The following is a 21,615-nucleotide window of genomic DNA, read 5'->3' as shown; positions in this document are numbered from 1 at the left end:
GGGCGAAATTGCAACGCCGATCATCGGTTTGACGGTGCAATCTTTACCTTGGCGCAAATCTGACCCAATGTCCGCGAAACCCACGTGACGGATCAGAATGATGTTCAAGAAAACCTTGGGACAAGCCCACGAAAAGCTGGTGTTCAACAGGCGCGTGCGGGTGCTGGTGGACCATATCGGCGCGCTGGTCCCGCAAGGCGCGCAGATGCTGGATGTCGGCACCGGCGACGGGCAGATCGCCAAGATGATCGGCGAAAAACAGGCGGGTGCGCAGGTGCAGGGCATCGACATCATGCTGCGAGAAAAGACACATATCCCCGTCACGCTGTTCGACGGCACCACGATCCCGTTCGCGGACAACAGCGTCGATGTGGTGACCTTTGTCGATGTGCTGCACCATACCGATGACCCCCAGCGCCTGATCTCAGAGGCCGCGCGCGTCGCCCGCCGCGCCGTGATTATCAAGGATCACCTGAGCGAGAACAGGCTCGATCATGCTACCTTGCGACTGATGGATTGGGTCGGCAACGCCCCGCATGGCGTCGTGCTGCCCTATAATTATGCGCCGCGCGCCGATTGGGACCGCTGGTTCGCAAAGGCGGGTCTTGCAACCGACGTGTTCGACACCGCGATCCCGCTTTATCCGGCGCCTGCGTCCTTTGTCTTTGGGCGCAAGCTGCATTTCATCGCCCGTCTGGTGCCTGCGTCCTGAAGATGATGTAGCGGCAGATCAGGAAGCTTGCGACAGCGGCGGCGCCCGCGGTCACAAGAAACAAAAGCGTATCGAGCCAGAACACCTTGGTCACGTAGCGCGTCGTAATGACGGATACGACGGCAAGGCTGCCGATCTGGGTCGCGGTATAGATCCAGACCGCGCCCCTTGCCTGCTGGTCCGCGCGAAACGCAATGCGCCGCTGCGCCCAGAAAGCTGCGGGAATACACAGCAGATACACCACGACAGAGGTGGGCAGGGGCGGGGCCGCCGCGAACCGGATCAATCCGGCGGTGATCAGCGCATAGCCAAGGCTGAAACTGCCGCCCACCAGCACGAACCGGATGAAAGCCATCATTGCGGCAGGATCTCGAACACCAGCAGATCGCCCGCCTCTACGGCGACAGGCCGGAGCCAGTCGACCTGCGCACCCGCCGCCAATGCGGTGGGAAAGTCGTTTTCATAGGTCGTGTCAGCGCACATCAGCAGCAGGTTCGCGCCCGATGCGCGCAGAAAAGCCGCCATCTCGTCCTCGGGCAATTGGTAGGGCTGCAGGCTGTTGATCAGGATGGTCGGATCGACATGATACCCCGCCGACATCACCTCATGATGGGTCGCCCACAGAACAGACGGACCGATGTTCATTGGTGTGATGAACCGACCTTTCGGGACTGCGTTCAATCCTGCCAATGCCTGATACCCGCGACACTCCTCGGCAAGTTCGGGCCGCGGTTCATCGTCGTCCTCGGCCATGAATATCCTGATCTGCTGGGCGATCAGCGTCGGTGAAATGATCATCGTCGCCAAAGCCAACCAGATGACCGCGGCACCCGGGGCGCGGGTACGCAGATACACCTCGAGCGCTTGCGCAATCACAATTCCGCCGAGTATCGGAATGACGGCCGCTGCCATGATGACTGTCCGCATCTGGTACAAGACCATCGCCAGCCCAAGCAACGACAAAACCCACAAAACGACCAGCGCGGCACGCGGCGTGCCGCCGCGCCGGATCAGGATCGCACCAGCGATGACGACCATCAGGATCGGCAGCGTGAAGACGACGAATCCGGCGGGATTGTTGCGCAAAAACCGATAGGCGGGCTGCGCTTCGGTGATCCGGGTCGAGATGAACGACTGCAAATCTGCGGGCAAAGCACCGTAAGGACCGTCGATGCAGGGCGCGAGCCATGGCCAGATCAGCACGACCCCCACCCCCGTCGCACCGACCGCCGCCGCGAAAGCGATGCCTGACCCGAAACGCGACAACGCGCCTGCCAACACGCTTGCGACGACGGCGACACCGATCAACGACAATGCAGGCAGGCCCAACTGATCGCATTTGCCGATACCGCGCAACGCGGGCGCGGTCTGGCCCAGCCAGAACAAGATTGCCGCGAAGCCAAGCGACAGGCAGAAGGCGACAAGAAACCGACGGCTTTCCTGTGACCTATCCACAAGATGCCGGACAAGCGCGATTGCCCCGGCAACGACGATGAACGGCAAAGCCTCCAGACCGACCGCCAACGAAAATGCAGCGGCAATACCTGCGATCACACCTGCCGCCAGAACGCGGTTGGGCCAGATCAGCGCAAAGGCGACGAGCGTCATCATCAGCATCTGTACGTTGTGGTGGTCGATATTGCCAGCACCGGAATGCAGATAGGCGCTCGTCGGCCAGATCACCATGATGGCAAGGGCGAAACAGGCGGCCAGATCACCAAAAATACGACGTGTCCCGAACCCGATCACCGCGACATGCGCAGTAAAGATCAGCGTCGGCCAGATCGTTACCGCCAGTTGCTCGGCCGTGTCCATCGAGACAAGCCACGACAGCGGCACGATGATCGCGGCGACGCCAAGATCGACATAGCGCGACCAGTGCATCACAACGCCATCCGGCGGCAACAGCCGGTATTGCGTCATGTCGAACCACCCCTGCCCGGCGATGAAATCACGCACCATCACCAATCGCAGGATGTCATCATTATCCATCGTCGCGAAATTATCGTGCATGCCATACCCGTCGAGCGCTGCACGTACGAGGACCAAGCTGAATGCAGCCGCCATTGCCCAAGGAAAGGGATTGGTCCGCATATCGCTAAGGGGGCGCCTGTCACTCATGATTTTTGTCTTCTTGCACTTATTTCAGATGGGTAACACAGGTGACCAATTGGCAACATAACCTGTCGGCACCGGCACCGGCGCGCGTCATGCATGTTGCGCAAAGGCCACTGCCTGCCGTAACGCTGGGGCGGGTCGGGTCACCGATCCGATAACACTACAGGATCAGGGCGCTTTCATGACCGAATTGACCATTTTGATGCCCTGCCTCAACGAGGCCGAAACGCTCGAAACCTGCATCGTGAAGGCCAAGGGTTATCTGGCACGCGCTGGCGTCGATGGCGAGGTGCTGATCGCCGACAACGGGTCCACCGACGGCAGTCAGGACATCGCCCGCCGCCTTGGCGCGCGCATCGTCGATGTGCCCACCAAAGGCTATGGCGCCGCGCTGATCGCGGGGATCGCGGACGCGAGGGGCCGTTACGTCATCATGGGCGACAGCGACGACAGCTATGATTTCGCCAATCTCGATCCGTTCGTCGCGGAATTGCGCGATGGCGCCGATCTGGTGATGGGCAACCGTTTCCGTGGCGGGATCGCCAAGAACGCCATGCCGCCATTGCACCGCTATCTGGGCAATCCGGTGCTATCCACGGTCGGGCGCGTGTTTTACCGCACGCCGGTCGGGGATTTCCATTGCGGGCTGCGCGGGTTCAGCCGCGACGCCATCCTTGGCCTGCATCTGAACACGCCGGGAATGGAATTCGCGTCCGAGATGGTCATCAAGGCGACCCTGTCGCGGCTCGACATCCGCGAGGTGCCCACGACGCTGAAACCCGATGGGAGGTCGCGCCCGCCGCATCTGCGCAGCTGGCGCGATGGCTGGCTGCATCTGAAACTGCTGATGACCTTCGCGCCTTACTGGCTGTTTTACTACCCCGGTCTGGTGCTATTCGGGCTGGGCAGCGTCAGCTTTCTGGCGCTGTTGTTCGGCCCTGTCACCATCGGCGGCGTCAGTTTCGACGTCGCGACCTTGATCCTCGCCTCCGCACTGGTCCTGACGGGTTTCCAGATGATCTGCTTTTACGCGCTCTCGCGGATTTTCGCGGTACGTTTCGCGCTTTTGCCCAGCTCTGCCCGATTCGAGAGGTTCAAGTCCCGCCTGTCGGTCGACAATGCCTGTATCGCGGGTGGTCTTTTGCTGGTGGTCGCCATCTTTGCCACGCTGGCGGGTGTGTTCAGCTGGGGTGCCACCGGCTTTGGAGATCTTGACGCAAGCCGCATTGTGCGGCCGGCAGCGCTTGCCGTGGTCGCAGCCTCGCTCGGGGTGCAGATCATCACCACAGGGTTCCTTGCGTCGATGCTGCAACAACGGATTAGCCCCGGCCAGACGGCCTAGGCTCTTGCGGGGGGCATCGGGTTGGCGGATAGTTCCGGCATGACCGACAACAGCCCCCTGATGGACGCCATCACCGACCGCCGCGACGACCTCATCGCGCTGACACAGGACCTGATCCGCATACCCACGCTGAACCCGCCCGGCGCGTTCTATCATGATATCTGCGATTATCTGGACCGGCGGCTGCGCAAATCGGGCTTTGCCACGCAACGGATCCGCGCGCATGGCACACCGGGCGACAGCGACCGCTATCCGCGCTGGAACATTGTCGCGCGGCGCGAAGGCGCGCGCACCGGCGATTGCGTGCATTTCAACAGCCATATCGACGTGGTCGAGGTCGGGCATGGCTGGACACAGGACCCGTTCGGCGGCGCATTGATCGACGGCAAGATTTACGGGCGCGGCGCCTGCGACATGAAAGGCGGGCTTGCCGCATCCATCATTGCGGCCGAGGCCTTTATCGCCATACATCCCGATTTCGCGGGCGCGGTCGAGATTTCCGGCACGGCAGACGAGGAATCAGGCGGCTATGGCGGGGTTGCCTATCTGGCCGAACAGGGGTTCTTCGACCCCGCCCGCGTGCAGCATGTCATCATCCCCGAACCTTTGCACAAGGACCGCGTCTGTCTGGGCCATCGCGGCGGCTGGTGGGCCGAGATCGAGACGCATGGCGAAATCGCCCACGGCTCCATGCCGTTTCTGGGCGATTGCGCGGTGCGGCACATGGGGGCGGTGCTGGCCGCGTTCGAGACCACGCTTTACCCCGCCATGGCCGCGCGGCGCACCGATATGCCCGTGGTCCCCGATGGCGCGCGGTCGTCCACGATGAACATCAATTCCATCCACGGCGGCCAGCCTGAATTCGCCGACGGCGACACTAGCCTGCCCGCCCATTGCGTGCCGGACAGCTGCCGCATCGTGATCGACCGCCGCTTTCTGGCGGAGGAAAGCATCGACGACGTGCGCGGCGAGATGACGGCCCTGCTCGAGGATATCAAGGCGCAGCGCGACACGTTCCGCTATGACCTGCGCGAGATCAACATGGTCCTGCCCAGCATGACCGACCGCGATGCGCCTGTCGTGCAGGTGATCGCCGCGCAGATCGAAAAGGTGCTTGGGCGTCCGGCAGAATTCGTCGCCAGCCCCGGCACCTATGATCAGAAACACATCGACCGGATCGGCAAGCTGAAGAACTGCATCGCCTATGGTCCGGGCCTGCTGGAACTGGCGCACAAACCGGATGAGTATATCGGCGTGGACGACATGATCGACAGCGCACAGGTGATGGCCGGCGGATTGGCCAGGATCTTGACGTAGGCCGGGGTTCACCCCGGCAATGTTCGAGGGGTTCTTGAGGGTGAGAGTGATGTCGGGGAGAACCCCGACCTGCGGCTCGCCATTGTGCCGCAATATCAAAAGCGCTTTTGCGGGGCATGAGTGGGCGGTTTAGGCATGGGTGCAAGCACCCATCCTACGCTTGCTGCAAATATCAGATTACGCGGCAGCGTTTGAACATCAAAGGGGCCGCAAGGCCCGCCTTTGATAAGGCCGCATGCAAGCGGTCGCTGACGAAAAACTGGCCGCCGCTGATAACGGGATCAACCCAGATGTCCGAACCATATGAAGCGGTTCCTTTCAACGTCAGTTGATCATCGTCATAAACACTGAGCTGGTAATAACGGTTTGTCTTTGAGCCTGCCGCGCTTGCCCCCGGGGATTGCTCTGGTACCAACGTATCTTTCGCGACGCCGACATTGAGGATGAAGAACTCTTGATCAAACGTTGTGCCCTTGTCCGCGCGCCGCATCGCCACTGGATAGAGATTGGTCGCGCCGATATCGAACTGCCGCAAGACATCCGCGATTTCTTTGGAAATCACGGGACATGTCCAATTGACGAAATGCGGCAGTTTGGCTGGCAGTTTGTATTTGTGGGGATCACCGGGTGTTGGCGTGAAATGCGTCTCCAGCACTTGCGGGAAACGACTTTGAGGCAGTGGAATACCTTTCTCGCTGTCTAAAATGAGGGCATTGTAGGCGTCCGCCAACTCTTGCGGGCTGAATCCTTCCTTTGGCCAACCAAATCCAAAGTGTGTTTCAAACAGGCTTGGTGTAGTGTTTACCCATACATAGTCGCTCATTTCACATCCCCCTGATCCACTTTCTGCGCCCCCATCTTCTCCAACGTCTCCGCATCCACCAGCCGTGTGACGATCGGGTGCAACCGCAGGTCCCCATCCTTCACCACCTGCTTGAAGTTCGCGATGACCAATGCCGTCGTCTTTTGGTTCGGTGCGATCACGTCCAGCAGCCAGTTGATGTCCTCTTACGGTTCATCTTCAACCTTTACGAGAAATAGCGACCACTTGCCCGCCTGACCAGCAGGACTTGAATTGCCACCCCACTTGGGTGAACACTGGCCCCAACAACAGGGGGTCCTCATGCATCATTTCAAACGCCTTGCCGCATCCACCGCCGTCGTGCTTTGCGCCTCCGGTGCGCTGGCGCAGGACAGCATCACCGTCGCAATCCAGCTGGAGCCGCCGAACCTCGACCCGACCAGCGGGGCGGCGCAGGCGATTGACTCGGTGCTCTACGCCAACGTGTTCGAGGGGCTGACCCGTTTCGATGCCGACGGCGCGATCATCCGCGGGCTGGCGCAAAGTTGGGACATTTCCGAGGACGGGCTGACCTATACCTTCAACCTTGCCGCTGGCGTGACCTTTCACGACGGCACCACGATGGACGCCGAGGATGTGAAATTCAGCCTTGACCGCGCCCGCGCCGAGGACAGCACCAACGCGCAAAAGGCGCTGTTCGCCGATATCGCCGAGGTCACCGTGATCGACCCCTTGATCGTGCAGGTCACGCTGTCGCAGCCCAACGGCATGTTCCTGTTCAACATGGCGTGGGGCGATGCCGTGATCGTGGCGCCCGAAAGCATCGACACCATCGCGACCAACCCTGTCGGCACCGGGCCGTTCACCTTTGCCGATTGGGTGCAGGGTGACCGGCTGGAGCTGACCCGCAACGAGAACTACTGGGGTGCCGCCCCCGCGCTGGAAAGCGCGACCTTCCGCTTCATCTCGGACCCGACCGCCGCCTTTGCGGCGATGATGGCCGAAGATGTGGATGTTTTCGTGGGCTTCCCCGCCCCCGAAAACCTGCCGCAGTTTGAAGCTGACCCGCGCTTTCAGGTGCTGAACGGCAATACCGAAGGCGAAACCATTCTGGCGATGAACAACAAGGTCGCCCCTTTCGACAACCCGCTGGTGCGCCGCGCTGTCACCCATGCCATCGACCGTCAGGCGATCATCGACGGCGCGATGTTTGGCCAAGGCACGCCCATCGGCACGCATTTCGCGCCGCATAACCCCGATTACGTCGACCTTCTGGCCAATTCGCAATTCGACCCCGCATTGTCGCGGTCCCTGCTGGCCGAGGCCGGTCTGGCCGACGGTTTCACCACGACGCTGAAACTGCCGCCGCCGTCCTATGCCCGTCGCGGCGGTGAAATCATCGCGAGCCAGCTGCGCGAGGTCGGGATCGAGACCGAGATCACCAACCTCGAATGGGCCCAATGGATCGAAGAAGTCTTCACCAACAAGGATTTCGGCCTGAGCATCGTCAGCCATACCGAACCGATGGACATCAACATCTACGCCAATCCCGATTATTATTTCCAATACGACAATGCGGATTTCCGCGCCGTGCTGGATGAACTGAACGCGACGACCGACCCCGCAGGGCGGTCGGCCTTGCTGGCACAGGCGCAGACGATCATCTCCGAGGATTACGTCAACGCCTACCTGTTCCAGCTGGGTGTTGCGACCGTTGCACGGGCCGAGATTACGGGGCTTTGGGTCAACCAGCCGACCGCAGCGGTCGATCTGACGGGCGTGTCCTGGGGCAATTGAGCGGGCATGATCCGCTTTGCCCTCGGGCGGCTTGCGTCGCTGACAGCCAGCCTGATCGTCGCCTCCATCGTGATTTTCGCGGTGGTCGAGGTGATCCCCGGCGATCCGGCGGCCTTTATGCTCGGGGTGAATGCGCGGCCTGACACGATCGCCGCCTTGCGCGCCGAAATGGGGCTGGATGAACCGCTGGTCAGTCGCTACGCGGCTTGGGTCGGCGGCATGGTGCAGGGTAATTTTGGGGTGTCATGGACCTATAAAACGCCGGTCGCGACCCTGATCGCGGACCGCATCTGGGTGTCGCTGCCGCTGGCGATCTATGCGCTGACTTTGTCCACGCTGGTGGCCTTTCCTGCGGGCATCTATGCCGCCAGCCGCAGGGGTGGGGCAGGCGACACCGCGATCATGGGGGCAACGCAACTGGGCGTGGCGATCCCGAATTTCTGGTTCGCCATGATCCTTGTGCTGATCTTTGCAATCAACCTGCGCTGGTTTTCGGCAGGCGGCTTTCCGGGCTGGGCCGATCCTTGGGCAGCCCTCAAGGCGCTGACGCTGCCCGCCATCGCCCTTGCCTTGCCGCAGGCGGCGATCCTTGCGCGGGTCATGCGGTCGTCGCTTCTGGACATGCTGGGCGAGGATTTCATCCGCACCGCGCGCGCCAAGGGGCTGACCCGCAGGCAGGCGCTCTGGCGGCACGCGCTGCGCAACGCGCTGATCCCGGTGCTGACGATCATCGGGTTGCAGTTTTCGTTCCTGCTCGCAGGCGCGATCATCATCGAACAGGTGTTTTTCCTGCCGGGGTTAGGGCGGCTGATTTTTCAGGCGATCAGCGCGCGCGACCTGATCGTGGTAGAAAGCGTGGTGATGCTGCTGGTCTTCACCGTCATCATGGTGAATTTCATCGTCGATCTGACCTATGCCGCCGTCGATCCCCGCCTGCGGGCGCGCGCCTGATGTCGCGCAACCTGATCATCGGCGCGGGCCTGACCGCGTTCTTCACCGGACTGGCGGCGCTGTCCTTTCTCTGGACGCCTTACAATATCGAGGTGCTGGACATCCCCAACCGCCTGCTGACCCCCGGCGGCGCGCATGTGTTGGGCACGGACCATTTCGGCCGCGATATCCTGTCGATGGTGATGATGGGCGCGCGCACGTCGATTGCCGTGGCACTGGTCGCTGTGGGTATCGGGATGGGGCTTGGCGTGCCGCTGGGCCTCTGGGCTGCGGCGCGGCGGGGGTCGCTGCTGGACGACCTGATCATGCGCGGCAATGATCTGGTCTTTGCCTTCCCCTCGCTGGTGATCGCCATCTTGATTACCGCCGTGTTCGGCCCCTCTGCCATCAACGCAATCATCGCCATCGGCATTTTCAACATCCCCGTGTTTGCCCGCCTGACGCGGGGCGCGGCACTGCCATTGTGGGAACGTGATTTCATCCTCGCCGCGCGCGTCAGCGGCAAGGGGGCGGCGCGGATCTCGGTCGAACATATCCTGCCGAACATCGCCAATCTGATGATCGTGCAGGGGACGATCCAGTTCAGCCTTGGCATATTGGCCGAGGCCGCCCTGTCCTATATTGGCCTAGGCGCGCAGCCACCCACGGCCAGTTGGGGACGGATGCTGGCTGATGCGCAGACCTTGGTCAGTATCGCGCCGCATGTGGCCCTGATACCCGGTTTCGCGATCCTGCTGACGGTGCTGGGGCTGAACCTTTTGGGGGACGGTCTGCGCGACTGGCTTGATCCGCGCCTGCGCGTGGTGCGGACATGACGCTGCTTACGATCAAAGACCTGTCGGTGCAGATCGGCGGCACGCCAGTGCTGCAGGGTATTGATCTTGACATGGCAGCGGGCCAGATCACCGCGATCACGGGCGAAAGCGGGTCGGGCAAATCCATGACCGCGCTGGCGACCATGGGACTGTTGCCGCAAGGGGCAGTGGCGCAGGGGCAAATCCTGCTGGATGGCACCGATATTCTGCAAACGCCCGAACCCGCCCTGTGCCGGATGCGCGGCAATGCGATGGGCATGGTGTTTCAGGAACCGATGACCGCGCTGAACCCCGTGCAGACCATCGGCGCGCAGGTGGCCGAAACGATCCTGATCCATGAACAGGTAACCAAGGCCGAGGCCCACGCCCGCGCCGCCGCCATGCTGGAACGTGTCGGGCTGAAGGTCGCGCCGACGCGCTATCCGCACGAACTCTCCGGCGGGCAACGCCAGCGTGTCGTCATCGCTATGGCCATCGCCATGCGACCCAAGCTGCTCATTGCAGATGAACCGACAACCGCGCTCGATGTCACGACGCAGGCCCGCATCCTCGACCTGCTGCAGGGGCTGGTCGATGAATTCGGCATGGGCCTGCTGCTGATCACCCATGATCTGGCGGTCGTGGCCGATGTGGCCGACCGCATCGCCGTGATGCAACACGGGCGCATCGTCGAGGAAGGCGCGACCCCCGACCTCCTGCGCGCCATGCGCCACCCCTATACGCGCGCGCTGTTCGCCGCCTCGGCCCGTGCGGTGGATCTGCCGCCGGTCCCGACCGACGCACCCCTGCTGGCGGTGCGAAATGTGGTGCGCGATTACCCGACCAAGCGGCTGTCGCTGTTCGGCCCGCGCCCAACCTTCCGCGCGCTGAACAACGTGTCGCTGACGATCAATCGGGGCGAACGCGTGGGGCTGGTGGGCGAAAGCGGTTGTGGAAAATCGACACTAACACGGGCGATTTTGGGGTTGGAACCTGTTCAGGGCGGCACGATTACCGTTGACGATGCGCCGGTGTCGCAAGGCGACCATGCCCTTCGGCGCAAGATGCAGGTCGTGTTTCAGGACCCCTACGGCAGTTTCAATCCGCGTCACCGCGTCGACCGGCTGATTACAGAACCCTTCCATCTGCTGGACAACCCGCCGAAGGGCGAAGACCGCGCCAAGGCCATCGCCAAGGCGCTGAAAGATGTCGGGCTGCCGCCCGATGCGGCGGGCAAATACATCCACGAATTCTCCGGCGGCCAGCGGCAACGCCTTGCCATCGCGCGCGCACTGATCGTGGAACCCGATCTGATCATCTTTGACGAGGCGGTCTCCGCGCTCGACGTCTCGGTGCGCGCGCAAGTGCTGGACCTGATCGCCGACCTCTGCCGCAAGCGCCCGCTGGCGTATCTGTTCATCAGCCACGACCTGAGCGTCGTGCGCAGCATCACCGACCGCGTGCTGGTGATGCAGGCCGGAAAAATCGTCGAATCCGGCGTAACAGAGACTGTTTTTGCCAATCCGCAACATCCCTACACCCAATCCCTGATCGCCGCCGCCCCCCAATTGCCGGAGCTCGCCTATGCCGCTGACGCCCTTTGATATCCCGCCTGCCAGCCACCTGATCGGCGGGCATTGGGTGCGCAGCACGGCGACAATTCCTGTGACGGACCCGTCGACCGGCCAGCCCCTGACGCAGATCGCGCGCGGCACGGGCGCGGATATCGACGCCGCCGTGCAGGCCGCCCATACCGCCCGCGCGGGCGACTGGGGCCGGATGACCGCGACCGAGCGGGGCCGCATCCTGACCCGCATCGGGCAGGCGGTGCTGGCGCAGACCGAAACGCTCGCACGGATCGAGGCGCGCGATGTCGGCAAACCCCTGACCCAAGCGCGCGCCGATGCGTTGGCCCTGGCCCGCTACATGGAATTCTACGGCGGTGCCGCTGACAAGATCATGGGCGAAACCATCCCCTATCTGGACGGTTACACCGTCTATACCCTGCGCGAACCGCATGGCGTGACCGGCCATATCATCCCGTGGAACTATCCGATGCAGATCATCGGGCGATCCGTGGGCGCGGCACTTGCCATGGGCAATGCCTGCGTGCTGAAACCGGCCGAGGATGCCTGCCTGACCGCGCTGGCCTTCGCCGCCATCGCGCAGGGGGCAGGCTTGCCAGCGGGGGCGCTGAATGTCGTAACCGGCTTGGGGGCCGAGGCAGGCGCAGCACTCGCCAGCCATCCCGGCGTGCAGCACCTCTCCTTCACCGGATCGGTCCGGACGGGCGAAGCGATCCAGACGGCGGCAGCCAAGAACGTGATCCCCGTCACGCTGGAACTGGGCGGCAAATCGCCTCAGATCGTATTCGACGACGCTGATCTCGACCGCGCGCTGCCGTTTCTGGTCAATGCGGGTATCCAGAACGCGGGTCAGACCTGTTCGGCGTCCAGCCGGATTCTGGTGCAGCGCGGCGTCTACGATCAAGTGCGCGACCGGATGGCCGCAGCCTATAGCAGCCTGCAGGTCGGGCCAGCGCTGGATGATCTGCACCTTGGCCCGCTGATCTCTGCCCGCCAGAAAGACATCGTGACAGGGTTTATCGCGCAGGGTGCCGACCTGACTATCGCCGCACAGGGCCAGATCGTGACGGATGCGGCGGGCCATTATATAGCCCCCGTCCTGTTCGCCGATGTGCCGCCCTATCATGTGCTGGCGCAGGACGAAATCTTTGGCCCCGTGCAAGTGCTGATCCCGTTCGAGGATGAGGCCGAGGCGCTGAAAATCGCCAATGGCACCGCCTACGGGCTGGTCGCAGCGGTCTGGACCCGCGACGGTGGCCGCCAGATGCGGTTGGCCAAGGCATTGCAGGCAGGGCAGGTGTTCATCAACAATTACGGCGCGGGCGGCGGGGTGGAATTGCCCTTTGGCGGCGTCGGTAAATCGGGGCATGGCCGCGAAAAAGGGTTCGAGGCGCTCTATGGCTTCTCGACCCTGAAAACCGTGGCCGCATGGCATGGGTGAAGGCATGAGACTGGCAGGCAAGACAGCTTTGGTGACAGGGGCCGGATCGGGGTTCGGCGCAGGCATCGCGCGCAAATTCGCGGCGGAAGGGGCGCGGGTCTGGTGCGCTGATATCAACGGCGCGGCAGCTGAACAGATCGCGGCGGAACTGGGTGGGGCGGCGATCACCTGCGATGTGGGCAGCGCGGAATCAGTGTCTAACATGGCGCAAATCATCCTTTCTGCCGGACCTTTGGACATTCTGGTGAACAACGCGGGCATCACGCATCTGCCCAGCGCGATGGAGGACGTGACCGAGGATGATTTCGACCGCGTGTTTCGAGTGAACATGAAATCGGTCTATCTGACCGCCCGCGCTTTTGTCCCGCATTTCAAAGGCCGTAAGGCGGGCGCGATCCTCAACGTGGCCTCCACCGCTGGTGTGTCACCGCGCCCGCGGCTGAACTGGTACAACGCCTCCAAAGGCTGGATGATTACCGCGACGAAAACGATGGCCGTCGAACTTGCGCCCTTCGGCATCCGGATCAACGCGATCAATCCGGTCGCGGGGGAAACGCCCTTGTTAAAGTCGTTCATGGGCGAGGATACACCCGAAATCCGCGCGAAATTTCTGGCGACAATCCCCTTGGGCCGCTTTTCCACGCCCGAGGATATGGGCAACGCCGCCTGTTTCCTCTGCTCGGACGAGGCCAGCATGATCACAGGCATCGCGATGGAGGTGGACGGTGGACGCTGCATATAAGACGGGACCGCGCAATCTGATCACCGATGTCTCAGGGCTGCGCGTGGGCAATGCGCAGGACGACCGGATCAAGACCGGCACGACGGTTCTGGTCGGGGGCGCGCCTTTCACTGCCAGCGTGCATGTCATGGGCGGCGCACCGGGGACCAAGGAAACCGACCTTCTCGCCCCCGACAAGACCGTGCAACAGGTCGATGCGCTGGTGCTGTCGGGCGGGTCGGCTTACGGCCTCGACGCGTGCTCCGGCGTTATGGACGGGCTGCGCGCGATGGGGCGCGGCTTTGCCATTGGTCACGTGCGGATACCGATCGTGCCAGGGGCGATCATTTTCGATCTGATCAACGGCGGGGCGAAGGATTGGGATGAAAACCCCTATCGTGCGCTTGGTCTTGCGGCCTTGCAAAACGCGGGCATGGATTTCGCCCTTGGCACGACAGGCGCGGGCACGGGCGCGCTGGCTGCGATGCAAAAAGGCGGGCTGGGGTCGGCGTCACTGATCCTGCCCGATGGCAGCACGGTCGGCGCATTGGTCGCGGTCAATGCGCTTGGCAGCGTCACCACCCCCGGCGGGCAGCATTTCTGGGCGGCACCGTTCGAGATGGGTGAAGAATTCGGCGGCCTTGGCCCTGATCCGCGCGGCGGGCTGGTCAGCCCGGAGCCCAGCCTGAAAGAACAGGCCATGCAAATGCACGCCTCGGGCGGCGCCAATACGACCATCGCCATCGTCGCCACCGATGCACCGCTGACTAAGGTGCAATGCCACCGGCTTGCCGTGACCGCACATGACGGGATGGCGCGCGCGATCGTGCCGTCGCACACGCCGCTTGATGGTGATCTCGTGTTCGGGGTGGCCACTGGCAACGAGGGGTCGGTCGATGCTACGGCCTTTCGCAATATCGCGGCGGCGGGTGCGGTCTGCCTCAGCCGCGCCATTGCGCGCGCGGTCTATGAGGCGACGGCAGCAGAGCGCGACATCCTGCCGACCTATCGCGGCAGATAGCGCAAATCGCCCCGGTCGTTCAGTATCTTGTCAAAGTCGCGACAGGTTGATCGGGCAAAGGATATGGCCAGGCCGCCTGTCCAAGCCGGGCCAAGTCGGGGAACATGACGGCAAGCGGGTAACTGGCGTCGGGCCTGATATCCGTGGCTGTGACCCGGATCGTCTGCGCGATGGGCGGCATTTGCCCGGTTTGGAAACGGCGCACCCCACCATCGCGCAGATCGCGTTCGACCAGCCCCTCGTGCAGATGGATTTCGGCGCGCAGAATCAGACCGTAGGCTTCGAGGTCCCACCCGACCGACTGCCAAAACCCCCTGAATCCGTCGCTGCGCCCCGCAAAAGGCGACCCCGGCAGCCCGAACCACCCCGACAGATGCGGCAGTTCGCGCGTCGCCCAGAACGTCCCGGACCAGACAAGATAGGCATCGTCCTGTCCGACGGGCATGTTGAACAGCAGCCTGTATTCCTCGGCCTGCCACCCGTCCAGAACGGTCTGGCGTCCGGTCGGGATGATCGAGGACACAAACATGTCACGGTTGCGTCTTGCCGCTGTCGGCGGGGGGCTGCCGAGCACCGGCAAGGCGATGCCGCCGCCGGGATCTTTGGCGTAGACAAAACCCGGAAACTGCGCCAGCCCGAAATACATCCATGTATCGCCCTGAAAGGTCGCGACCTCGGCATTGGCGATCGTCCGATAGCGGATAGAATCGCCTGTGCCCGTATCAAATGACAGGGTCATGTCCCATGCATCGAGGCCTTCGACGGGAATGTGGACCCAATCGACCGGCCCCGGATCGAACCCGTCGGGGAAGGTCCAGACCTTTTCGCCCGGCAGACGCGATGTGCGCAACTGCTGCCAGGACGGCCGCGTCCCCGCGACCTCCCTGCGGATAAGCCAGTCAGAGATTACCTCGTCCGCGACAAAGATACCGTGGCGCAGGATGCCGTTGGTCGCGCTGTCCTGCCCGACCACGCCCGAAGAAATCACCATCTCGTAGCTGCCGCGCACCACGGCCTCGCGCACCAGCAAGGCCGCGATCCGGGCCGGGACGGTCAGGCCTGTCGCGTCCGTTGCGTGATAGACCGGCGGATCTGATGTTTCGTCGATGGTGATGTCCTTCCAGTCCCAGCTATCGCCAACCGGGTCGGCAAGGTCGAGACAGGACAGCGCAAAGCAAAGCGCCGCGGCGGCTTCAGGTTCCGGCAGAATACGCCGCCCGATGGCGATCGGCGCTGCACCCATGCCCTGATGCGTATCGAAAACGAACCGCCAGGTCACATGCGGCGCAGGGTCGGGTGCAACGGGCGTAAAGATGCCCGCGTAATCCACAGCGACTTGGGCGGCTACCGTCGGCGCCAGATCAAAGCGTGTGACCTCGACCAGACGTAAGGGCGCCTTCCAATCCTCTTCTGTCGGCAGGTCGCGGCTGCTGATCCGGTAGCGGACCTGCGGCAGCGGACCGTCCAAGGCGTCGATGGCCAGAATCGCCTTTTCGACATCATGCATGCTGACATCGGCATAAAAGATGCTGCTGTGGTCGTAGTTCGGAAACCGCTGCGGCCCGTTCCACGCCTCTGACCAGAAATAGGCGGGGTCGATCGGCAGGAAACCTGCGGGATGTGCGAAGCTCACAATAGTTTCGGCCCTGAGCACCGTGGCGGACCCGGACGACAGGGCCAGAGAAGCGCCGGTCAGCACAGTAGCCATGCGCCACCGCAGACCCGACCTGCGCCCGCGCGCAAAGGGCACCGATGTCACCCCTGCCACCGGTATGTGGTTGTCGTCACGACGCGGCACTGATCGCCCATCCCGATCATCCCCGCGATGGCGGGCGACAGGATGATCGTCATGAACTGCGTGCCTCTGATCTCGGTATCGGACAGCACGCGCATCGACACGCTGACGCGGCCAAGCGCAAAGTCGTTGGCGTCATGCATGATGACACCGCGCCAGCGCGACAGCCCGGTCTGTCGCCAGGTGCCGTGCCCGCCCATCAAGGGTGCTGGCGAAAACGGCGTCGGCCAGACGATCTGCGTCGTGTTGGATGCACCGGCCGCGCCGATCGCGCCGCTGACGGCGGGCGGGCAGCCTTCCATCGTCATGTCGGTGATGTCGGCCCGCCAACTCCCGTTGCGCGCGCGGTCAGGGCCAAAGAGGTCGAGGATCGGCTCGCCCTCGCCGCCGCAGGTCGCATGGATCGAGCGCGCATCGTCGTAGGACCAGACAGGGGCACCATTATCGCGCATGATGAGGATCGCATCCGGGAACGGTGGTGGTGCCAGATCGCGCCCGATGGTAAAGGCGATCTCGTCCGGCTCGACCGAGACCGTATGGAACACGGCTCCGTCCCAGTCCGGCGAACAGTGCGCCAGCGTCGTGTCGGCCTTTGCACTGACCGGCAGGGCGCAAAGCAGCGCCACCGCAGCGCTGATGGCTTGCAGGCGCGTCATTCTCCGGCCCCGATCAGATCAAAGATCGCGGCGTCGATTTCCTCGGGGGTCATGGGGCTGCCAGCCTCGACATCGGTCCGGGCGGCCTCGGTCGCGCCCTGCGTGATCGCATCGGCCATGGTCCCTGCACCGTCGCCGATCTGCAATGGTGCAAAGACGACGGGGGCAGGGCAATCGCGCGTGACGATGCCGTCGCCTTCACGAAAGGCGCATTGCGGCAGCGCAAAATCAAGCGTGATCGCCTCGCAGGGGGCCATCAGCATCAGGTTGGCGGTGCTCTGGCCTGTGCTGCCAAAAGAGATGATCTCGAAAATCAGCGGCGCCTCTGGGTCAAGCACTGCGCGGATATCCTGCCCGCCTGCGGTGGCCGTCACCGGGGCGATCATCGTGTAATCGCCGCCTTCGGGGCCCGTCAACGCGGCAGAGATGAAGCAGCCCGTCCCGAATTGCGACACACCTGTCGGGGTCACAGTGATCTGGCCTGCGGGGGTGTCAGCGGCCACAGCCTCGAAATCCGTGCCGCCGAACATCTCGCCGTTCATGTCGAGAAAGCGGATTTCGTAAAAGCCCGGCGTGTCAGGTGCCGGCAGCACCGGGTCCTGGCTGCCGATCAGCGTCGCCGCATCGATGGTAAAGATCGCAGGCGCATCGCGGTCATCGGCGTCATGCAGCGCGATGAACCCGTTGAAATCCGCAGGCGCTGTCAGCGTCACGGGCACATACCTGTCAGGCCCAGCCACGATCTGCGCGTCGGTGAAGTCCAAAGTGACCTCATCCGACATGAAGACCGGAGCCAGATCCACCACCTGCACCATGTTGCCGGGCATGACCGTAACGCTGCGGTTGCGATACTGGCGCGTGCCCGACACCGCCCACAGATCATAGGTATTCCCGACCCCCAGCACATATTCGGCCTGCGCTTCCTGGAAAATCAGGCGTTGCGTTGTTTCGTGGGCAGGATCGTTTCCAGAGACCAGCGTGATTTCGATGTCGTAGGCCGCATCGCGCGGCGCACCTGCTAGCGACACCGAGACAGCCCGCGTCTGCGCGCCCGCCACAGGCTCTGCGCGGGCGATCATCGGCGCGATCATCAGGGCGGTCATCTGGGCTACGATATCGGCATCCTTGAAATGGCACAGGCGGCCCAGATCGGGGGTGTCGTGGCAGATGCCGTCGCTGTCGATCCACATGCGCGGGTTCAGCCGCAATTCCTGCCCTTCGGGCCCAAAGAGCGACATGCTCGGCAGGTCCGTTTCGCTTGGCGTGGCCGAGGCGGTCTGGAATTCCGGCGCTGTCACGCTCCAGCCTTGGGGCAAGGGCACGGTCACGCCACTGGCCGGATCGGTCCATGAACAGACGGAGTCCGCGCAGGCAAAAACGGTGCCGCCGTCCTGCTGCAATGCGCCTTCCTCCAGCGATGCAGGTCCGTAGAGTTCGTCCTGCAAGGCCGAGAGCGGCGGCAAGGCCGTATCATTGCGCCAGAAGATCACCGGCATCGCATTCGGCCCCGATTCCATCTGCCCGATATAGCCATCGCCGAAAGGCAGCGGCTGAAGCGCCAAGATAAACGGTTCGGGCGAGGCTGCAGGCAAGGTGAATTGCAAAACGAAATACGCCTCTTCCTCAAATGCGGCGTCGAGCGGCATCTCGGCCCCCGGCGCGCCCGTCATCAGCTGCGACGGCGTGAAGCGCCCGACATAGCCGGTGCCCGCATCGTTCGCAGCGATGGTCACATCCATCATCGTCAAAGGCTCGGTCGGCGCACCTGCGGGTGCATCGCGCGGCGGCACCGCCAGCACGCGCCACTGCCCTTCAAAGAACAGCGGTTCGGCACCGGCGTCACGGCTGGCGTTGATCTGCACGGTGAAATCATTGGCCTGCCCGGGAAAGATCGTGACATCGGCCGACAGCGTCACCTCGCCCGGTGCATAGGCCGTGACGCGCCAGTTGCCGGGTTCGAAACTGCCGGTGATGACGGGGCCTGTGTCCATCGGCGCCCAGGCTTCGGGCGACATATCGGCATCAAGCGGCACGCCGTCCCATGTCACATCCGATTGCGGCACATCGGGCGGAAGGCGGAAGGTGGCGGTGACCAGCGCCAGATCGTCCTGCGCCGCGTCGCCCCGGGTCGCCGCCGCCGCTTGTGCGGCCAGATCGGCGCTCGTGGTCATGTCGGCATCTTCAAACGGAACACCGACCCCGAAGCGGCGCGAGAACATGACCTCGGTCGCGCCAGCATTCAGATAGCGCAATTCGTATTCGCCGGGCGTTGTCGGCACCGCCAGTGTCATCGCGCCGTTCTTGGCCATGGCATTGCCCCAGCCATGGCGCTGATCTTCATTGACCGGCTGGTCAAGGTCGGCAATCACGATCCGTTCGCCCAATTGTTCCGGCCCGCGGAAGACAAACCGCACGCGGCTGCCCGGTTCGACCGATCCGATGGGATCAAAGCCCATCGCGGGTGCGACAACTTCGACAGGCTGCCGCGCGATCACGCCGTCCCGCGCGGTGACCAGGATCAGGTCATACATGCCCGGGGTCGTCGGCGCGGTCCGCGTGGCCGGATTGTTCGGTGCGGCCCCTGTGCCACCGATGGTGCGGTAGCTGCCAGAGGCTGGCGCGCGGCTTTCGCCTTGGGGCACAAAGCCCATGTAATCGACATTAGTCGCCTGACCGTTCCAGCGGATGCTGTAGTCAAAGCCAGCCTCTGCCTTGTCGCCGATATCAAAGGCGGCGGCAGGGGGTGCAGGTTCCGCCGGTGCGGGTGCCACCGCGCTGACCTGCTGCAAGGCATCCGCCAGTTCTGCGCCGGAATTGGTCTGGAACAGCATCCCGCCGGTCTGGTCGGTGATGCAGGACAGCGCCTCGACCTCGACCGCGCTCAGCCCGAAACCGACCACATGGGCGCGGATGTCGATACCCTCGGCGGCAAGGCTTGCGGCCAGCGCGCACGGATCGCCTTCGCAATTCTCCAAGCCGTCAGTGACCAGAATGATATCCGCCGCCTCGGCCGAGGGCGGGATCTGGTCGCGCGCCAGCGCAAGGCTGTCGGTCAAGGGCGTCATGCCCCGCGGCATCAGCCCGCGCAGGCGGGATTCGAGCGATCCGGCGTCGCCTTGCCCCATCGGCGTGACCACCTCGATATCGCGGCAATCGCCGCGCCGGTTGTGGCCATAGGCGATGACCGACAGCGGCACCGCTCCGTCGCGGCTGGTGAAGTAATCGCCCATCACATCGCGGGCGACCTCGATCCGTGTCAGATCGCCTTCGACACGGTTCCACATCGACCCCGAGGCATCGAAAACAAGCACCGCGACACGGTCGGCCATGGCAGGGGCGGCGGTCAGCAGCAGCGCGGCAAGGGCAGGGATCAGGCGGGTCATGTGATGTCTCCAAACGGTAGCGAAAGGGCGGCGTTGATATAGCCGTTGAGGATGGCAAGATCGGACGCAAAGGCGGGGATCAGCGCGTCGGGGTCGAGCGGTTGCCAATAGGGGGGCGGTTCGAACGCGCCGTCGAACATCGACAGTGGCGTCAGCACGACCAGCTTGCCGGGCAGGATCACCACCCAAGGGCGCAATCCGGTGCCCGCGGGTACTTCGGTCAGGCCGGTCGGGCCGCACCGCGCCTCTGCCTCCAGCCGCGCGAAACCGGCGCACAAGGCTGGGGTCATGCGGCTGACGTCGCCGGTCACGCTGTAGCGGTTGTCGAAATCGGCATCCCCTGTCGGCACTGCGCGGGTCCGGTGCATCAGCATCTGCGACACTTTCGACACAGCAGAGGCGTCCTTTGCCATGACCGTCGTCATACTATCCGATCCGCCGGTTTCCGGCAGCGCGACCTCGACCATGACGAAAGTCAGCCCGTCGCCCTGCTTTTCCCGACGATTCCTGTCATGTCCGAACATCAGCCCGATCCGGCTCGCGACGACGATGCGCCCGTTGCGCTGACCAGTCAGGCACAGGTCCACCGTCACCTTGCGGACACGCGAAAAGAGTTTGAGTGCATCGATCTCCTCTGTGCCGATCACAGGGGCGGGATCGACACGAAAACCCATCAGGTGGCGGGCCAGCACATCGGTGATTTCATTTCTGGTGGCGGTGCGCGGGTCATCCATGGCCTTGCCCGACAGGACGATCACCACAGCGACTCCGCCGAGAACCGCCAGAAAAAGGCCCAGCAGGATGTCACCCGAAACACCCCAACCCACAACCAGCCCGACAAGCGCGGCCCCGGGGATTGCGCGGTTCAGGAACCTGTCCGCGCGGTCCACATGCGCCGCCCGGTCGCGACCAAGCGCCGCCATCACAGGCGTCAGCCGGTCCTTGAGCGCGGCAAGATCATCGGCGGGCAGCGCCGCAGCAATCGGACGCGGTTCATAGGATTCCCCGAACTGCATCCCGCGGTGAAAAGCGGTATAGCGACCAAGGGTGCGGACGATACTGAACTCTGACATATTCCCTTTCGCCTGCTGCGGGACCCGCCTTGTGCTGCGACCGCCGCTGCAAAGGAATTACCATTTGGTAGTTGGCGACAAGAAACGGACGTGCCACGTCGGAGCG

General features: G+C 63.4%; 18 protein-coding genes. 10 read left to right on the top strand and 8 right to left on the bottom strand.

Annotated features, from left to right (window positions below):
- The first annotated feature begins 97 nt into the window (after positions 1-97).
- Entirely contained in the window at positions 98-712 is a 615-nt protein-coding gene (locus H147_RS0105770) for a class I SAM-dependent methyltransferase (RefSeq protein ID WP_019954404.1), read from the top strand.
- On the opposite strand, the gene H147_RS0105765 is transcribed toward H147_RS0105770, so the two are convergent.
- A complete protein-coding gene (locus H147_RS0105765; protein ID WP_019954403.1) occupies positions 684-1,070 on the bottom strand; it encodes a GtrA family protein in 387 nt (128 codons plus the stop codon). The two genes, H147_RS0105770 and H147_RS0105765, sit on opposite strands and share 29 nt — an antisense overlap.
- Entirely contained in the window at positions 1,067-2,725 is a 1,659-nt protein-coding gene (locus H147_RS0105760) for a hypothetical protein (RefSeq protein ID WP_211216510.1), read from the bottom strand. Before H147_RS0105760 ends, H147_RS0105765 begins: the two co-directional genes overlap by 4 nt.
- 286 nt (positions 2,726-3,011) lie before the next feature.
- Here H147_RS0105760 and H147_RS0105755 point away from each other — a divergent pair, with 286 nt between their 5' ends.
- Positions 3,012-4,172, top strand: a complete 1,161-nt coding sequence (locus tag H147_RS0105755; RefSeq protein ID WP_019954401.1) for a glycosyltransferase family 2 protein — start codon at positions 3,012-3,014, stop codon at positions 4,170-4,172.
- Positions 4,173-4,211: 39 nt separating this feature from the next.
- Positions 4,212-5,489: an acetylornithine deacetylase/succinyl-diaminopimelate desuccinylase family protein gene (locus H147_RS0105750; RefSeq protein WP_019954400.1), complete on the top strand. Its 1,278-nt coding sequence runs from the start codon at positions 4,212-4,214 to the stop codon at positions 5,487-5,489.
- 172 nt (positions 5,490-5,661) lie between these two features.
- On the opposite strand, the gene H147_RS0105745 is transcribed toward H147_RS0105750, so the two are convergent.
- Both H147_RS0105745 and H147_RS20945 read right to left on the bottom strand, forming a co-directional pair.
- On the bottom strand, positions 5,662-6,312 hold the full coding sequence (locus H147_RS0105745; protein ID WP_162561638.1) for an imm11 family protein: 651 nt from the start codon (positions 6,310-6,312) through the stop codon (positions 5,662-5,664).
- Positions 6,309-6,473, bottom strand: a complete 165-nt coding sequence (locus H147_RS20945; RefSeq protein WP_019954398.1) for a hypothetical protein — start codon at positions 6,471-6,473, stop codon at positions 6,309-6,311. The genes H147_RS0105745 and H147_RS20945 overlap by 4 nt, the downstream gene beginning before the upstream one ends.
- A gap of 139 nt (positions 6,474-6,612) precedes the next feature.
- Between H147_RS20945 and H147_RS0105735 the strand changes: the two genes are divergently transcribed.
- The 7 genes from H147_RS0105735 to H147_RS0105705 are packed head-to-tail and all read left to right on the top strand — an operon-like array spanning position 6,613 to position 14,602.
- Positions 6,613-8,088, top strand: a complete 1,476-nt coding sequence (locus tag H147_RS0105735; RefSeq protein WP_019954397.1) for an ABC transporter substrate-binding protein — start codon at positions 6,613-6,615, stop codon at positions 8,086-8,088.
- Between the two features lie 6 nt (positions 8,089-8,094).
- On the top strand, positions 8,095-9,039 hold the full coding sequence (locus H147_RS0105730) for an ABC transporter permease (RefSeq protein ID WP_019954396.1): 945 nt from the start codon (positions 8,095-8,097) through the stop codon (positions 9,037-9,039).
- Positions 9,039-9,854, top strand: a complete 816-nt coding sequence (locus tag H147_RS0105725) for an ABC transporter permease (protein ID WP_019954395.1) — start codon at positions 9,039-9,041, stop codon at positions 9,852-9,854. The genes H147_RS0105730 and H147_RS0105725 overlap by 1 nt, the downstream gene beginning before the upstream one ends.
- On the top strand, positions 9,851-11,437 hold the full coding sequence (locus H147_RS0105720; protein ID WP_019954394.1) for an ABC transporter ATP-binding protein: 1,587 nt from the start codon (positions 9,851-9,853) through the stop codon (positions 11,435-11,437). Before H147_RS0105725 ends, H147_RS0105720 begins: the two co-directional genes overlap by 4 nt.
- Entirely contained in the window at positions 11,418-12,860 is a 1,443-nt protein-coding gene (locus tag H147_RS0105715) for an aldehyde dehydrogenase family protein (RefSeq protein ID WP_019954393.1), read from the top strand. The genes H147_RS0105720 and H147_RS0105715 overlap by 20 nt, the downstream gene beginning before the upstream one ends.
- Positions 12,861-12,864: 4 nt before the next feature.
- Positions 12,865-13,602: an SDR family oxidoreductase gene (locus H147_RS0105710; RefSeq protein WP_026352284.1), complete on the top strand. Its 738-nt coding sequence runs from the start codon at positions 12,865-12,867 to the stop codon at positions 13,600-13,602.
- Complete coding sequence (locus tag H147_RS0105705) at positions 13,586-14,602, top strand: P1 family peptidase (RefSeq protein WP_019954391.1); 1,017 nt, start codon at positions 13,586-13,588, stop codon at positions 14,600-14,602. The genes H147_RS0105710 and H147_RS0105705 overlap by 17 nt, the downstream gene beginning before the upstream one ends.
- A gap of 19 nt (positions 14,603-14,621) precedes the next feature.
- Here the strand turns inward: H147_RS0105705 and H147_RS0105700 are convergent, their stop codons facing one another.
- From H147_RS0105700 to H147_RS0105685, 4 genes are read right to left on the bottom strand one after another with little or no spacing between them, the layout of a single operon-like run.
- Positions 14,622-16,310: a hypothetical protein gene (locus tag H147_RS0105700; RefSeq protein ID WP_019954390.1), complete on the bottom strand. Its 1,689-nt coding sequence runs from the start codon at positions 16,308-16,310 to the stop codon at positions 14,622-14,624.
- 47 nt (positions 16,311-16,357) lie between these two features.
- Entirely contained in the window at positions 16,358-17,053 is a 696-nt protein-coding gene (locus tag H147_RS0105695) for a hypothetical protein (RefSeq protein WP_019954389.1), read from the bottom strand.
- Entirely contained in the window at positions 17,050-20,436 is a 3,387-nt protein-coding gene (locus H147_RS20940; RefSeq protein ID WP_019954388.1) for a vWA domain-containing protein, read from the bottom strand. The genes H147_RS0105695 and H147_RS20940 overlap by 4 nt, the downstream gene beginning before the upstream one ends.
- Positions 20,433-21,509, bottom strand: coding sequence for a hypothetical protein (locus H147_RS0105685; RefSeq protein ID WP_162561637.1), 1,077 nt, complete (start codon positions 21,507-21,509; stop codon positions 20,433-20,435). Before H147_RS0105685 ends, H147_RS20940 begins: the two co-directional genes overlap by 4 nt.
- Between the last annotated feature and the right edge of the window lie 106 nt (positions 21,510-21,615).

Source organism: Yoonia vestfoldensis DSM 16212, from assembly GCF_000382265.1.
In the GTDB taxonomy this organism is placed as follows: Bacteria; Pseudomonadota; Alphaproteobacteria; order Rhodobacterales; family Rhodobacteraceae; genus Yoonia; species Yoonia vestfoldensis.
This window is presented reverse-complemented; position numbering and strand designations above follow the sequence as displayed.